General features: G+C 53.1%; 14 protein-coding genes. 1 reads left to right on the top strand and 13 read right to left on the bottom strand.

Annotated features, from left to right (window positions below; translation table 11 throughout):
- Nucleotides 1–6: 6 nt before the first annotated feature.
- From ABDW36_RS04325 to ABDW36_RS04280, 10 genes are all read right to left on the bottom strand, one after another.
- Nucleotides 7–1080: a porin gene (locus ABDW36_RS04325; protein ID WP_343700648.1), complete on the bottom strand. Its 1074-nt coding sequence runs from the start codon at nt 1078–1080 to the stop codon at nt 7–9.
- A 120-nt stretch (nt 1081–1200) separates the two neighbouring features.
- Nucleotides 1201–1764, bottom strand: a complete 564-nt coding sequence (kdpC, locus tag ABDW36_RS04320; protein ID WP_343700647.1) for a potassium-transporting ATPase subunit KdpC — start codon at nt 1762–1764, stop codon at nt 1201–1203.
- 20 nt (nt 1765–1784) lie between these two features.
- Nucleotides 1785–3836, bottom strand: a complete 2052-nt coding sequence (gene kdpB / locus ABDW36_RS04315) for a potassium-transporting ATPase subunit KdpB (protein ID WP_343700646.1) — start codon at nt 3834–3836, stop codon at nt 1785–1787.
- Between the two features lie 19 nt (nt 3837–3855).
- Nucleotides 3856–5553 carry a potassium-transporting ATPase subunit KdpA gene (gene kdpA, locus ABDW36_RS04310; RefSeq protein ID WP_343700645.1) on the bottom strand — a complete coding sequence of 566 codons (1698 nt, stop codon included), beginning with the start codon at nt 5551–5553 and terminating at the stop codon, nt 3856–3858.
- 192 nt (nt 5554–5745) lie between these two features.
- Nucleotides 5746–6075 (bottom strand): hypothetical protein, encoded by a 330-nt coding sequence (locus ABDW36_RS04305; protein WP_343700644.1) that lies wholly within the window; start codon nt 6073–6075, stop codon nt 5746–5748.
- 136 nt (nt 6076–6211) lie between these two features.
- Nucleotides 6212–7555 (bottom strand): sigma-54 dependent transcriptional regulator, encoded by a 1344-nt coding sequence (locus ABDW36_RS04300; protein ID WP_343700643.1) that lies wholly within the window; start codon nt 7553–7555, stop codon nt 6212–6214.
- A gap of 27 nt (nt 7556–7582) precedes the next feature.
- Nucleotides 7583–8077: a hypothetical protein gene (locus tag ABDW36_RS04295; RefSeq protein WP_343700642.1), complete on the bottom strand. Its 495-nt coding sequence runs from the start codon at nt 8075–8077 to the stop codon at nt 7583–7585.
- Nucleotides 8078–8110: 33 nt separating this feature from the next.
- Complete coding sequence (locus ABDW36_RS04290) at nt 8111–8251, bottom strand: hypothetical protein (RefSeq protein WP_343700641.1); 141 nt, start codon at nt 8249–8251, stop codon at nt 8111–8113.
- On the bottom strand, nt 8244–11204 hold the full coding sequence (ligD, locus tag ABDW36_RS04285; RefSeq protein WP_343700640.1) for a non-homologous end-joining DNA ligase: 2961 nt from the start codon (nt 11202–11204) through the stop codon (nt 8244–8246). The genes ABDW36_RS04290 and ligD overlap by 8 nt, the downstream gene beginning before the upstream one ends.
- Nucleotides 11201–11980 (bottom strand): Ku protein, encoded by a 780-nt coding sequence (locus tag ABDW36_RS04280; RefSeq protein WP_343700639.1) that lies wholly within the window; start codon nt 11978–11980, stop codon nt 11201–11203. Before ABDW36_RS04280 ends, ligD begins: the two co-directional genes overlap by 4 nt.
- Nucleotides 11981–12215: 235 nt before the next feature.
- Between ABDW36_RS04280 and ABDW36_RS04275 the strand changes: the two genes are divergently transcribed.
- A complete protein-coding gene (locus tag ABDW36_RS04275) occupies nt 12216–12584 on the top strand; it encodes a hypothetical protein (RefSeq protein ID WP_343700638.1) in 369 nt (122 codons plus the stop codon).
- 21 nt (nt 12585–12605) lie between these two features.
- On the opposite strand, the gene ABDW36_RS04270 is transcribed toward ABDW36_RS04275, so the two are convergent.
- The 3 genes from ABDW36_RS04270 to ABDW36_RS04260 form a co-directional block, all read right to left on the bottom strand.
- Nucleotides 12606–13667 (bottom strand): DNA topoisomerase IB, encoded by a 1062-nt coding sequence (locus ABDW36_RS04270; RefSeq protein WP_343700637.1) that lies wholly within the window; start codon nt 13665–13667, stop codon nt 12606–12608.
- Entirely contained in the window at nt 13642–14511 is an 870-nt protein-coding gene (locus tag ABDW36_RS04265; RefSeq protein WP_343700636.1) for an SDR family oxidoreductase, read from the bottom strand. The genes ABDW36_RS04270 and ABDW36_RS04265 overlap by 26 nt, the downstream gene beginning before the upstream one ends.
- Nucleotides 14512–14591: 80 nt before the next feature.
- Entirely contained in the window at nt 14592–15239 is a 648-nt protein-coding gene (locus ABDW36_RS04260; RefSeq protein WP_343700635.1) for a ferritin-like domain-containing protein, read from the bottom strand.
- Between the last annotated feature and the right edge of the window lie 24 nt (nt 15240–15263).

Genomic DNA, 15263 nt, shown 5'->3' with positions numbered 1-15263 from the left:
ATGGATTTAAAATGAAACCGCCAGTGATGTTGTTACCGCCACGTTGCTGCTCTTCGCTTCCCCGCTCTTCATAAAAATATCGTCTTTGCTGTTGTACAGCTTCCCTTCTACCCTGAAAAGCACGTTGCTGACGGGCGCCACGTCGAAGTTCAGGGAGTAGCCGCTGGTTTTAAAGCCATTGGGCGTAGCGGTAGATATGATCACGCCATTCTCATCGTTATAATATTCATACCGCCCTGCCAGTGCAATTTTATCTGAAAAAGCATAACGGGCTATGGCAATGGGGCTGAACCAGGAGTTCATGTCACCGCTGCCTTTTGCTGTTTGTTCCAGGCCATAGTCGCAGCCGGCTATGAGGCTGAAGCGGTCTGTGATGTTAAAGATACCATATACATCGTTGAAGTAGCGCATTTGCCGAACGGAGTCTGCCTTGTCATTCCCGATGAAAGTGCTCCAGTTAAGCGTTACCTTGCTGCCTGGCCTGAATACCACCTGGGTGCCGAAGCCCGGCGTCTGGTTACCGTCTACCCGCCTGATGCGCTGCCAGCCGTTGAGGTACATGGCCGCTACCGTCCATTTTTTGTTAGACCAGGTTATTTTGGCCCCCGTCTCATAATAGGGCGTGTTTTCTGCCATGATGCTGCGGGTGAGGGTAAAGCAGTCTTTACCAACGGCGCTTTCAAACCCGATGTGGGAAGGCATAATGCCCGCGTCTACCCATACGTTGTTGGCTATACGAACGCCTGCGTTGGCCTCATATACATGCCGCAGCAGCTCCGGCTCTGCAGCCAGGTTGTATTGTGCATAAGTACCCGCCATAATGGCCAGGTTGGCGCGCACACGGTCTGCCGTGTAGTTGCCCTTAAGGTAGGCCAGGTTGACGTTCAGTTCATTATGCCGAGTATGGTTGTAGAGAAATGACGGGCGGGTATGGTTGGCCGGCTCGTTGAAGTCAAAGCCGTAATATGCTTCCACGTAGCCGGACAAGGTGATCTTCGGTGTTTCTTTGGCCGGTCCCTCCTGGGCCATGGCCTGCATGGTGAGGGCCATGGTGGCTGCCGTTAAAAATATTCCTTTCATGTGATCTGTTTGTTTTTGTTTGTTTTCATTCAGGGCACCGCGCACCCGGCCGCAGCAAGCTGCGGGCCAGATAGCGGGTACAGGGTTTTCTCAGGATGCATATAGGGAGGCTGAATATTTTCATTTCATCTCGTCCAGCGCCAGGTTCAGCTCCAGCACGTTTACCGTGGCCGGGCCCAGCAGCCCCAGCAAGGGGCCTTTGGTGTGCTGGTCTACCAGCGCTGTCAGCTTCGGGGCCGGCAGGTTGCGCAGCTTTGCAATACGCAACACCTGAATTTTTGCGGCGGCGGGGGAAAGATGAGGATCCAGCCCGCTGCCGGAGGCCGTTACCAGCTCGGCCGGAATGTCTGCTTTCTGCACGCCGGGGTTATGTGCCAGGAAAGTGTCTATTCTTTCCCGCACCGTTTTCAGGTAATCAGGGTTGGAAGGCCCTTTATTGGAGCCGCCGGAGCCGGCCCCGTTGTAGTCCACGGCGGAAGGGCGGCCCTGGAAATACCTGTCATCAGAAAATTTCTGCCCGATGTTGGCGTAGCCCACTACGGTGTCTCCCCGCTTTACGGTAACCCCGTCACCACCGCCCGGCGCCACTTTGGCCAGGCCCGCAATCAGGAGAGGGTATAAACCTGCGGTGATCAGCACCAGTACCAGCGTAAGCCGGAGAGCGGGGAAAAAATATTGTTTCATCTCTTTTGTTTTTGATGCATTTAAAAGAATAAAGCCACCAGCATGTCTATCAGCTTGATGCCGATGAAGGGTACAATCACACCGCCCAGCCCGTACACCAGCAGGTTACGGCGCAGCAGCGCGCTGGCGCCAATAGGCCGGTAGGCCACGCCCCGCAGTGCCAGCGGTATCAGCAGGGGAATAATTACCGCGTTGAAAATAACGGCGCTGAGAATGGCGGTTTCCGGGCTGTGCAGCTGCATGATGTTGATGCCTTGCAGCGCCGGTATGGAAGCAACAAACAGCGCGGGCACAATGGCAAAGTACTTGGCCACATCGTTCGCAATGGAAAAAGTGGTAAGCGTACCGCGCGTCATCAGCAGCTGTTTCCCGATCTCAACGATCTCGATCAGCTTGGTAGGGTCATTGTCCAGGTCAACCATGTTGCCTGCTTCCTTGGCGGCCTGCGTGCCGCTGTTCATGGCCACGCCTACGTCTGCCTGGGCCAGGGCTGGCGCATCGTTGGTGCCGTCTCCCATCATGGCCACCAGCCGGCCGTTTTGCTGCTCTTTACGGATGTAGCTCATTTTATCTTCCGGCTTCGCTTCCGCAATAAAATCGTCTACCCCGGCCTTGCCGGCAATGTATTTGGCGGTGAGCGGATTGTCTCCCGTTACCATTACGGTTTTGACGCCCATTTTGCGGAGGCGCTCAAAACGCTCCTGTATGCCGGGTTTGATGATATCCTGCAGTTCTATAACACCCGTTACACGCCCGTTTACCGCTACCACCAGCGGCGTGCCGCCGTTACCGGATATCTCTTTCACGGTGGCCAGCGTTTCTACGGGGAAGCTGTTGCCTGCTTGTGCGGCCAGGTCACGGATGGCATCGTAGGCCCCTTTGCGGATACGCGTGCCGTCTGGCAGATCTATGCCGCTGCTGCGGGTTTCTGCCGTGAACTTTACGAGGTGCGAGCCGGCGGTGGAAAGGCCCGTAGCTACTTCGCGGCCTGCCAGTTCCACAATGGACTTGCCTTCCGGCGTATCGTCCGCCAGGGAGCTTAACACACAATGGCGTACAAATTCTTCTTTGTTATAACCGTTGGTGGCATAAAAATTAGTGGCCTTGCGGTTGCCGATGGTAATAGTCCCGGTTTTGTCAAGCAGCAGCACATCTACGTCTCCGGCCGTTTCTACGGCCTTGCCTGATTTGGTGATCACGTTGGCGCGCAGCGCCCTGTCCATGCCTGCGATACCGATGGCAGACAGCAGGCCGCCAATAGTAGTAGGTATCAGGCAGACAAACAGGGAAATGAACGCGGCAATGGTGATGGGCGTTTGCGCATAGTCTGCAAACGGTTTGAGGGTAACACATACAATGATGAACACCAGGGTAAAGCCGGCCAGCAAAATGGTGAGCGCAATTTCATTCGGGGTTTTCTGGCGGGTGGCGCCTTCTACCAACGCAATCATTTTGTCAAGGAAAGACTCGCCTGCATCTGTGGTAACGCGCACCACAATACGGTCGCTGAGCACTTTAGTACCGCCTACCACGCTGCTTTTGTCTCCGCCTGCCTCACGTATTACGGGGGCGCTTTCGCCGGTAATGGCAGACTCGTCTATGCTGGCCAGCCCTTTTACAATTTCGCCGTCTGCCGGTATAATGTCTCCCGCCTCACAGAGGAACAGGTCTCCTTTTTTCAACCGGGAAGAAGGCACCACTTTCACTTCGTCCGTAAATATCTCACCCACCGCCAATATTTTCTTTGCCGGCGTTTCTTCACGGGTTTTGCGGAGGCTTTCCGCCTGCGCCTTACCGCGGGCTTCGGCAATGGCTTCCGCAAAGTTGCCGAACAGTACCGTGAGCAGCAGTATTATAAAAATGGTGAGGTTGTAGCCAAAGCTGCCTTGTTCCGCATTGCCGGTGAACAGGGTGATCAATGTTACCGCCAGCATTACCAGCGTGCCTATTTCCACCGTGAACATCACGGGGTTTTTGACCAGCAACCGGGGGTTGAGCTTCACGAAGGACTGCCGGAGGCTTTCCTTCACCAGCGCTGCCGGGAACAGTGTATTGTTATTTGAATTTTTCATCCGTTGCTATTTTTATCTTTTACTGGTACAGGGAAAAATATTCAGCCACCGGCCCCAACGCCAGCGCGGGGAAGAAGGCCAGCGCGGCAATGATCAGGATCACGGCCATGGTCATTATACCAAACGTAACCGTATCTGTGCTGAGCGTGCCGGCAGACGCGGGGATGTACTTCTTCTGCGCCAGCAGGCCGGCAATGGCCACAGGCCCCAGTATGGGCAGAAACCTTGAAAGTATCAGCACAAAACCGGTGCTTACGTTCCAGAAAAGCGTGTTATCTCCCAGGCCTTCAAACCCGGAACCGTTGTTGGCCGCAGCAGAAGTATACTCATACAGCATTTCGGAGAAACCGTGGTAGCCCGGGTTATTCAGCCAGCCAAGCTCAGGTTGCCGGGCAATAAGGAAAGATGACAGGGCAGTGCCCGACAGTATGAGGAACGGGTGCAGCAAAGCCACCAGCGCCGCGATCTTGATCTCCCGCGCCTCTACCTTGTGGCCCATGAACTCCGGGGTACGGCCTACCATCAGGCCTGATATGAACACGGCAATGATGATAAAAACGAAGTAGTTCAGGATGCCCACCCCGCAACCGCCGTAAAAGCAGTTGGTCATCATGGCCACCAGCTGCATCATGCCCGTGAGCGGCATGGCGCTGTCATGAAACCCGTTCACGGAGCCGGTAGAAATAATGGTGGTGATAGTGCTCCAATACCCTGTTGCCGCAGGCCCGATGCGCACCTCCTTTCCTTCCATAGCTCCCGTTGGCTGGGCAATACCCATTTGCGTAATGGCAGGGTTGCCGCTCATTTCGCCCATCATGGAAGGGATGAGCAACAACAGCATGCCCGCTGTCATTACCCCGAATATGATATAGGAGAATTTCCTGCGGTTGATGAAAAAGCCCAGCGCAAACACCATGGCAACAGGAATGATCACCTGCGCTATGGCTTCCGTCATGTTGGTGAGGTAACTGGGATTTTCAAGCGGGTGAATGGAGTTGGCCCCAAACCAGCCGCCGCCGTTCGTGCCCAGGTGTTTAATAGCTATCATACCGGCGGCGGGCCCGCGGGATACGCCTACCGTGTCTCCCTGGAGGGTAACCACGGTATCTTTCCCCGCGTAGCTGGCAGGCGTACCGCTAAACGCCAGCACCAGCGCTATGATCACGCAAAGGGGCAGCAGCAGGCGGGTATTTGTTTTCACCAGTATTTCCCAGAAGTTGCCCAGCTTGGTGGTGGTTTTATCCTTGAGCGCCTTGAACACCACTATCAGCGCGGCAATGCCGGTGGCGGCGCTCACAAACTGGAGGAAGGTGATCACAAAGAGCTGGGTGAAATAGGTCAACCCGCTTTCTCCGGAATAGTGTTGCAGGTTGCAGTTCACCAGGAAGCTGATGGCCGTGTTAAAAGCAAGGTCAGGCGTTTGGGCTGCATTGCCGTCTGGATTGAGGGGCAGCTTGTCCTGGAAAATGAGCAGGAAAAAAGCGTATGCGAACCAGATCATGTTGATGGTCAGCAAGGCCTTGAGATGCTGCTTCCAGTTCATTTCCTCCCGCGGGTTGATGCCGCAAATGCGGTAAATGAAGCGCTCCGCCGGACTAAAAAAATCGAGCAATGTTCTTTCGCCCTTGAACACACGGGCAATATACCTGCCCAATGGTATGGCAATCAGCAGGGTGATGGCATAAGTGGCAATAACGCCTGATAGTTCGGTATTCATGATTTCAGAATTTTTCCGGTTTCAGCAGTACATACAGCATGTAGCAAAAAACCAGGATGGCCAGTACGAATAATACGTTCATCATAACATCAGATTTTTTCGAGAAAGTCAACAGATCTGAAGAACAGCCAGAAGCAAACGAGCCCGGCCAGTAAAAGCAGTGCGATCATCATATGGAACAGGTTTTAATTATTAAATGGATTGTAAATGCCTGCTGCGCACCTGCTGCAGGGAAGCCGGCAGCAGGTCCTTCACGGGCTGCGCGTCCAGGAAAGGAGATACGGCGTAAACAAATACGCCCTCAATGGCGGTTTTGAGCAGCTGGCTGCCGTTCCTGTACAGCACGCCGGCCATTGAAAAGCATTTTTTTGCCTCCTGCAATTGCCCCAGCCTGATGAGCTGGCGGGTGTAAGCGGAAAAGGCGCCAATGGCCGTAGTAACCGCTGCCGTTGACGGCAGGCTGTACTTCAACGCAGGAATTTGCAGGGCAATTAAAAGGGGGACTTTAGCATCCGGTAACATATCTATGTTTTTGCCCGGGTAATAACGAGCGGAATGCCAAAAGAGCTAACAAGCTGTATATTAGTTAATTAGTTGTTTTCACTACCCGCAGGCACCATGCAGGAATTGCATGGTACCCTGCAAAAACGGGGTACTTTCAGACGGGGATATTGTATTCTTTGATCTTGTTATAAAGGGTGGTCAATCCTATCTGCAGAATTTCAGCGGCTTTGGTTTTGTTGCTTCTGGCATATTGCAGCACGCGGGCAATATGCTGTTTTTCCACCTCTGCCAAAGACATGGCCGAAGGCTCCCCGGCCGGTGCGGCCATATGGAATTCAATGGGCAGCGTACTTGCATCCAGTTCTGCCGTGTCAGTTAAAATAACGGCCCGCTCAATAACATTACGCAGCTCACGGATGTTGCCGCGCCAGTTGTGCGCCTGCAGGGCGCTTGCAAAGGCAGGGCTCATGCCGCTTATCCTTTTGCCGTTTTTAGGCGCCAGCTGCCGGATGAAATATTCCGCCAGCAGGGGAATGTCTTTTCGCCGTTCATTCAGGGAGGGCAGCTGTATCTGGAAAGCGGACAGCCGGTAATAGAGGTCAGCCCTGAAATGGCCGCTTTCTATTTCCCGCTCCGGCGTGCGGTTGGTGGCGGCAATAATGCGGATGTTCACCTTCAGGGGTTTGGCATCACCTACTTTATAAAACTCCTGCGTTTCCAACACCCGCAGCAGCTTGGCCTGCAGCTCCAGCGGCATTTCGCCTATTTCGTCCAGGAAGAGGGTGCCGTTGTGCGCTTCTTCCAGGAAACCTTTTTTGTCTTTCAGGGCGCCGGTAAAAGCGCCGGCTTTGTGGCCGAACAGCTCACTTTCCAGCAGCTCTTTTCCGAAGGCACTGCAATTCACAGCCACAAAGGGCTGCAGCTTGCGGGCGCTGGCGCGGTGAATGGCCTGGGCAAACACTTCCTTGCCGGAGCCGGTTTCTCCCAGCAACAACACGGTAACATCGGTAGCGGCTACTTTACGGGCCAGGGCAATGGCGTTCCTGATTTCGGAAGATTGTCCAATGATATTGTCAAAATCGTATTTCCCGCCAATGCGGTTTTCCAGCGAGCGGATGCGGAACTGCAGCAAAGCCTTGTCCATAGCCTTGCTGGTGAGCGGCAGAATGCGGCTGTTGTCATCTCCCTTGGTGATGTAGTCGAAGGCACCGTTCTTGATGGCCTGCACGCCGTCTGCAATATTGCCGTAGGCGGTGAGCACTACTATTTCAATTTCGGGATACCTGGCCTTGATAGCCTGCGTGAGCTCTACGCCGTTGGCATCCGGCAGCTTTACGTCAGACAGCACTACCTGCACTTCTTCTTTCTCCAGCAGCTTCCACGCTGTTTTGGCATCTCTGGCTTCCAGTACGGCATAGCCTTCCCTGCCCAGGAGGCGCCCCAGCAGTTTGCGCAGCTGGTCTTCATCGTCTATGATAAGTATTTGACCTGTGAACATAACAGATGCAAAGGTAGGGGAAAGGGCCTATCTTGCATCAGGCGTTTTCTGGTTCCTTTTCACGGTAACGGCTCCTATGATAGACGCCAGCCCGCCCAGTACGGCATTGGTAACAAACAGGTTGCCCAATAAGAATATCCAGAATCCTTCCCTTTTGTAGCTGCTATACTCGCTCATGCGCGTACCGTCAGAAGGCAGGTTGCCGGTTGTGCCCGGCGGCGGCTCTGTGGCAAAGTGGAAAATAATATGTGCGGTAGATACCATCACAATAAAGATGGCGGAAGCCAGCAGGCCCATCACAAACAGGTTGCTCAGGGAAGCCCTGCCGCCCATGGCCTTGTTGACATGTATAATGAACAGCAACACTCCCACAAACAGCACACCGTTGGCAATGTAGCCCGTCCACAGGTCTGAAGACCATTGTGTCATGTAAAACACCATTGTTAATGCTATACCTATTAATGACATCAATACCCCGTATATCACGGCCAGTTTCAGAGGTGAATGCAGACGCGTTTCCATATGCTGTTTTTTAAAGTGAACAATAATTATTCCCTACCCCCGTTTCAATGCCCGTTTTGCCATTGCTTTCATTTTGCACTCCAGCATTTTCACCCACTCGTCACGGCGGGGTGATGTCAATACAAAGCCAATAAACGTGCCTATCATCAGTCCTTTGACAAAATATTTATTCATTTTCTGCAGTTTTAAGTATTGCCTTCAGATCATTTTTCACCTTTATAATGTCCGCCCACAGCTCGCCTTCGGCCTGAAGGCGCTTCACGGTGTTGCCTATATGAAAATTGCGGATACTGAGCTTTTCATTCACCTCTTCCCAATGCAGCGGCGTTGATACGGTAGCGCCCGGCTTCGGCCGTACAGAATATGGCGCGGCTATGGTTTGCCCTTTGCTGTTCTGCAAAAAGTCTACATACACTTTTTTCACCCGGGCAGATTTTGCGCGGGTTACGCTGGTGATGTCAGGCAGCCGGGCATGCACCTCCCTGGCCACAAACTCCGCAAAGAGGCGGCAGGTTTCATACGGGTAACGCCCGCCGGTGGGTATGTAGATGTGCAGCCCGGTGGCGCCGGAGGTTTTACAGAAAGAGCGGATGCCGTATTCGTCCAGCACGGCACGCACGGTGTTGGCTGTGGTCACTACGTGTTTGAAATCAATTTCACCGGGGTCGAGGTCCATCACAATATAGTCCGGCGTATCCGGTTTGGCCGCTCTTGACAGCCAGGGGTTCACTTCAATGCAGCCCAGGTTGATCATATATGCCAGGGTAGCTTCATTATTGCAGATCAGGTAGTCTACCATTTTATTGGTGGAGGCCGAGTGTACCGCCAGGGTTTTGAGCCAGGAGGGAATGGTTTCCACGTCAAGGTCTTTCTGGTAAAAGCTCATGCCGTTAATGCCGTTGGGGAAGCGGTGCAGGGAAAGCGGCCGGTCTTTGAGGTGCGGCAGCAGGTAGTCTGCTACTTCCAGGTAGTAATCTATGAGCTGGCCTTTGGTGATCTTCTCATTGGGCCAGTAGATCTTTTGCTGGTTGGTGAGCGTTACCTGCTGGCGGTTAAGCGTCAGCGTACGGTCGTTCTCAGCAGCGGATTTTTTGGGAGAGGCCATTTTTTTGACGGCAGAGGCAGTGGCTTTTTCCGCCTTTTTCGCGGAGGCTTTTTTAGCGGTAGTATTTTTTTGGCGTGAAACGGCGGTTTGGGGCGCAGCCTTTTTTGCCGGTGAAGTTTTGGCCGCTCTTTTTGCGGTTGCCTTTTTACCGGCAGTGCTCTTTGCGGTTTTGGCCGCCTTCCTGGCGCCGCCTTTAGCCGTTACCGCTGTACCGTTTACGGCTATTTCTCCGGAAGATGTTTTTTTGCCTGCCATGGTAATATGTTTAGGTAGTTCTCGTTTAACCTCTTTTGCCGGCTTGTCTTCGCGCAAAGCAATAAAAATAGGTTGCCGCAGGTGGCCGCCGCCTGTCCATTCAGAAAACTTCACCTCGCATACCAGTTCCGGTTTTACCCAGGTAATAGGCATGTTGGTGGGTACTTTCTTTTCAAAAGGAGAATCGGCCTGCACATAGCGCTGCAGCTTTGCATGTACATCGTGCAGCAATTGTTCGTTAAACCCGCCGCCGCAGTGCCCTATGTATTCCAGCTTGTTGCCTTCATATACGCCCAGCACCAGGGCGCCCATCTTTTTGCGGCTGCCCCGCGGTTCCGTAAACCCGCAAATAACGGCCTCTTGCCGGTTCAGCACTTTTATTTTCAGCCAGTTGAGGCTGCGGTTACCCTCTGTGTACGTGCTGCTGCCGTTTTTGGCAATAATACCTTCCCAACCGGCTTTAGCGGCCTTTTTAAACAGCTGGAGGCCTTTGGTGGCCACATGGTCTGAGTATTGGACAACCGGACTGTTCAGCTGCGATATGATCTCTTTTACCAGCGTTTTTCTTTCCAGCAGGGTTAATTCCTTCAGGTCATGGCCGTTGAGATGCAGCAGGTCAAACACTTCGTATACAAGATTGCCCCTTTTAGTGGTTTTGTAGTTTTGAAGGGATTGGAAATCAGAGCGCTCGTTCTTCCCCAAAACAACAATTTCGCCGTCAAGCACCACATTGTGGGGAATTTCCTCTACGGCCTTTTTAATAATCTCGTATTGTGCGTTAAAAGATATCTGGTTGCGGGAATAAAGGTTGGCCTTGCCATTCTCTACATTGGCAATGGTACGGTAGCCATCCCACTTGGTTTCAAACACCCAGCCTTCGCGGTCAAAAGGCTCGTCTACCAGCGTAGTGAGCATAGGTTTGTACCATTCCTTCATAGGGGTAAGCTGCTCTGCCGGTTCAGCGGCTTTTTTTTTAACTGCTTTAGGCGAGGCGGAGGTTTTGGTGGCAGCTTTTTTTGAAGACGGCGTTTTTGCGGCAGTTGCTTTTGATGCCTTGCCTGCTGCGGTGGCTTTGCCTGTGGCCCTTGCGGGGCTGCCCCCCTTTGCCGCGGCCTTGCCGGCAGCCTTTGCTGAACTGCCCTTGCTTGCGGCCTTTCTTGAGCTGCCGCCCGCACCCACTTTTGCAGAAGCCGCTTTTTCGCCCGCGCTTCCCCGCTTCTTGTCTATCACCCGCTGCGGGGTGTAGTCTTCGCTATCGTACTTGCCGGCAACAGCGTATTTATCTTTATGCTTGATCAGGAGCCAGGCATTTTCATCACGGCCTTTCATTTTCACCAGTGCAAATTCTCCTTTCAGCTTTTTACCGTGCAGCACTACCTTGAGGTTGCCGGAATGCCATTCCCGCAGCGCCTCCTTGTCAAACGCTTTGCCGTTGCTTTCCAGCAGCTCGTAAGTGCCTTTGTCCCACAGGTACACATAACCCGCCCCGTAGTTGCCGGCGGGTATTTCTCCCTGGAAATCTTTATAATCGTATGGATGATCTTCTACCTCCATGGCCAGCCGCTTGTCTTCCGGGTTCAGGGAGGGGCCCTTGGGCACGGCCCAGCTTTTCAGCACCCCGTCCATTTCCAGCCGGAAGTCATAATGCAGGCGGGAAGCATGGTGGCGCTGCACTACAAAAATGTGCTTGCCGCCTTTGGATTTGCCGGCCTCCGGCTCTGCGGTTTGTTTAAAGTCCCGTTTCTTTTTATAAGTGCTTAAACTCATGATACCCGTTTTTTACCACTACTACCCAGGCTGGCTTTCAGCTGGTCAAACAGGTCTGTGCTCTTGGTATGCACTACCCGCAGCTTCTTCACGGCCGGGCGTTTGCCGGCGGCCTTGGCCTTGATGATCTTCAGCAGTTCCTTCCGGTATTCATCTTTATACCGGGTAATGTCAAACGGCTCGGTATACTGTTCTACCAGCTTCACGGCCATGTCCAGCTCCTTTTTGGCTATTTTGACATTGGAAGGCAGCGCAAGGTCTTTCGGGTCTCTTATCTCTTCGGCAAAGCGGAGGCGGTGCAGTACCAGGTAGTCTTCCTTGGGGCGAACAATAGACAGGTGCTCCGCAGAGCGCAGTACAAACAGGCTGATGCCTACCTTGTCTGTTTTTGTGAGCGTTTGCAGCAGCAGCTCGTAGGCCTTGCCGCCGCCCTTGTCCGGCTCAATATAGTAGGGGGTTTCAAAATACATGTCGTCTATTTCCACCGCGTCTACAAAAGACGATATCTCGATGATCTTGCTCTTTTTGGGGCTGACGGCAGCAAAATCATCATCTTCCAGCACCACATATTCATCGTTATAGTTGTAGGCCTTTACGATGTTTTCCCAGGTCACCTCCTTGCCTGTCTTCTCGTTGATCCGCTGAAAACGGATGTGGGAATGGTCTTTTTTGTCCAGCATATCCAGGTCAAGCCTGCTTTCCTGCGTGGCGCTGTACAGTTTAACCGGTATGTTCACCAGCCCGAAGCCGATGCTGCCGCTCCATATTGCTCTCATGGTTGCAAGATTTAGGAGGTATACAACAATGATTATACCACTACCCTAAAAAAAACCGCCCCGGGACCGGGACGGTAAATCATTCTATAAATATGCATAACTATGGGGGAATACATTCTTCTTACATTCTTCTGCTAAAAATGGGTTTTGTTTTCTCAGGCATGTAGCCAATAATTAGGCCATTTTTCTATGGCATACCTTTTGAATTTTTAACAGCAGAAACAAACTGTTTTTTATGACTGCAAACATTCCTGATAAATCAGGCCAGATGAACACCCTTTCCCAGGTGATGGCCAAGCTTCATTCCAAGGGTTACGACAATGAGTTCAAGATGAGTGACCACGGCAGAATGCAGCCGGCGGAGGGTGATCAGATCTATGATCCTGATGATCTGAAAATTATCAAAACCTACCGCTTTGAAGGGGAGTCAGACCCCTCTGACAGTTCGGTGCTGTACCTGCTGGAAGACAAGGAAGGCCGTAAAGGTTATATTCTTGACGCTTACGGCATGTACACCTCACATGACGAGACCGGGTTTGCTGAATTCCTCAAGAAGATACCCGTGGAAGACCGGGAAGAGCAGGTAATTTTCGGAGGTTTATGATGAAGAGCAGGAGCGTTGGGCCTACCGGCGTTCCTGCTTTTTTTCTCTTGCGGCCAGTATCTTCAGCAGCACTTTTTCATTTACGCCCCCCGCTGTATATTTTTCCAGCGTACCGGATTCATACATCGAAAAAAGCCGGGGATGTATGTAGTATTTTTTACACACTGCGCGGGTATTCCCCAGTTTTTTGGCCACTTCGTCTATCACTTCCACCATTTTCTTTTTGCACTCCGCCTGCGTTTCATAGGCCCCGCAGGTAGCCAGCAGGTGAAGCGCCTGCAGGGTACCGGCCCAGGTACGGAAGTCTTTACAGGTAAACTCTTCGTTGGTGCAAGCCTTCAGGTACTCATTCACTTCGCCTGAGTCAAGGCTTTTTATTTCACCGTTTTCATAATACTGGAACAGCTCCTGGCCGGGTATGTCCCGCACCTTTTTCAGCAACCGCGCCAGGGAAGCATGGCGCAGTATGATCTTGTGCTCCACGCCCTTTTTGCCTTTGAAGCGGAAAAAGGCTTCGCTGCCGTTTATTTTGACGTGATTGTTGTGCAGGGTGGTAAGGCCGTGGGAATGATACTTCCTTTCATATTCCGCGTTGCCGATGCGCATCAGCGTTTCTTCCATTACCCGCAGGGCAATGGCTATTACACGGGGCTTGTCAAGCTGGCGGCGGCGCAGGTCTTTGTTGATCTGGCGGCGTATGCCCGGCAGCAATTTCCCGAATTGCAGCAGGCGGGAATATTTGGTTTCACTACGGGCGGTGGCCCAGCGCGTATGGTAGCGGTACTGGCGGCGGCCCAGCGCGTCTACACCCGTAGCCTGCAGGTGGCCGTTGGCATAAGGGCATATCCATACCTGCTTCCAGGCAGGGGGCAGCACCAGGCCGCGGATGCGCTGCAGCACCGCTTCGTCTTCTATTTTTTTGCCGGCCGCATCTGTATAATACACCCCGTGCCCGTTCATTACCCGCGTATAGCCGGGCATGGCGGCAGATACATAACGGAGCTTTACCGCCTGTGCCATGGCGGCGGGGTCTGTGGCTGAGGGCGGGGCCGCGGGTTTATCCGTTAACAATTTCTCCTCCATTGGGATGCAATATTTGACCAGTCATATAGCTGGCATCGTCTGAGGCCAGGAACACGTAACACGGCGCCACTTCCACCGGCTGCCCCGCTCTTTTCAGGGGCACATCTGAGCCAAACTCCGCCACATGCGCGGCGGGAAAGGTAGCGGGTATCAGCGGCGTCCAGATGGGGCCGGGGGCCACTCCGTTCACCCGGATGCCTTTTTCAGACAGCAGGGACGACAGCGAGCGGGTAAAGCTCACAATGGCGCCCTTGGTGGCGGAATAGTCTACCAGGTGGCCGCTGCCGCGGTAGGCGGTTACAGAAGTGGTATTGATAATGCAGCTTCCCTTGCGCATATGCGGCAGGGCATGGCGCACCATGTAAAAGTGTGCAAAGATGTTGATGGAAAAAGTTTTGAGCAGCTGCTCCGGGGTGATGTCTTCAAACTTCTTTTGCGGGTACTGCACCGCGGCGTTGTTTACCAGCACGTCTACACGCCCGAATTTCCTGACGGTTTGCCGGATGATCTTTTCACAATGCTTGTCACGCGCCACATCTCCGGCAACCAGCAGCGCCTCCCGCCCGTACGCTTCCACTTCAGTGGCGGTAGCGGCGGCATCTTCATGCTCATCCAGGTAGGCAATAACAATGTGGGCGCCTTCCGCGGCAAAAGCCAGGGCTACGGCGCGGCCTATGCCGCTGTCTCCCCCGGTGATGACCGCTATCTTTTCCTGCAGGCGGCCGCCCGCACCGGTAGTGGCTTTCTGGGCCACCGGCTGCGGCTGCATGCGCCATTCTATACCCGGCTGGCGGTTCTGGTGCTGTGCCGGACGGATGTTCTTCTTGGGTTGTGATTTCTGCATGAACGTTATTTATACAGGCAAAGGACCAGGGGAAATATCCCTTTCGGATATTTCCACCGGCCCTTTGCGCTGATATGGATCTATTCTGCTAAAGCCTCTTCATTCACAGAGCTTTCCGCAATCTGCGTAAGCAGGCTGTCTGTTTCTTTTTCTTCATCAAGCGTCTGCTCCAGCAGGTTGGCGGCATCGGTATGCCCCATGCGGGTAGCCAGGGTACGAAGACTGCCATATGCGGCAATTTCGTAGTGCTCCACTTTCTGGGCGGCTATGATGAGGCCGGCATCCAGTACGACAGATTCTTCTTCCTCTTCCATCAGTTCCTGTGCCTCCGCTACCAGGCCCTCCATGGCTTCACATTTTTTGGCCACGGGGCGCATGCCCATCATTTCAAAAATTTCTTCTACGCGGCTTACATGCTCCTTGGTGGCGGCCAGGTGGTCTGCAAAGGCATTCACCAGCTCCATGGTAGTAGCTGCTTTCTGCATTTTAGGCAGGGCTTTTACCAGGTGTTTTTCTGCCCAGTAAATGTCTTTCAGTTCATCTATGAACAACTGGTGGAATTTGGAGTTTTCCATATCGCCTCCATTGCCTTTACGGGAAGCGGTGGAATTGCCGCGGGATGCGGTAGCGCTGCTTTTGCCGCGGGCAGCACTGGTGGAGGAAGTAGTTTTCCGGCTTGATGTGCCGTTTTTGCCATTGCTTTTCGTGGCTGTTTTACGGGTTGCCATATTGCATTATTTTCAGGTTAAATA

The sequence above is a fragment of the Chitinophaga sp. genome (genome assembly GCF_039596455.1).
GTDB lineage: Bacteria > Bacteroidota > Bacteroidia > Chitinophagales > Chitinophagaceae > Chitinophaga.
The sequence above is the reverse complement of the archived record's forward strand: the minus strand, read 5'-3'. Positions and strand labels throughout refer to the sequence as shown.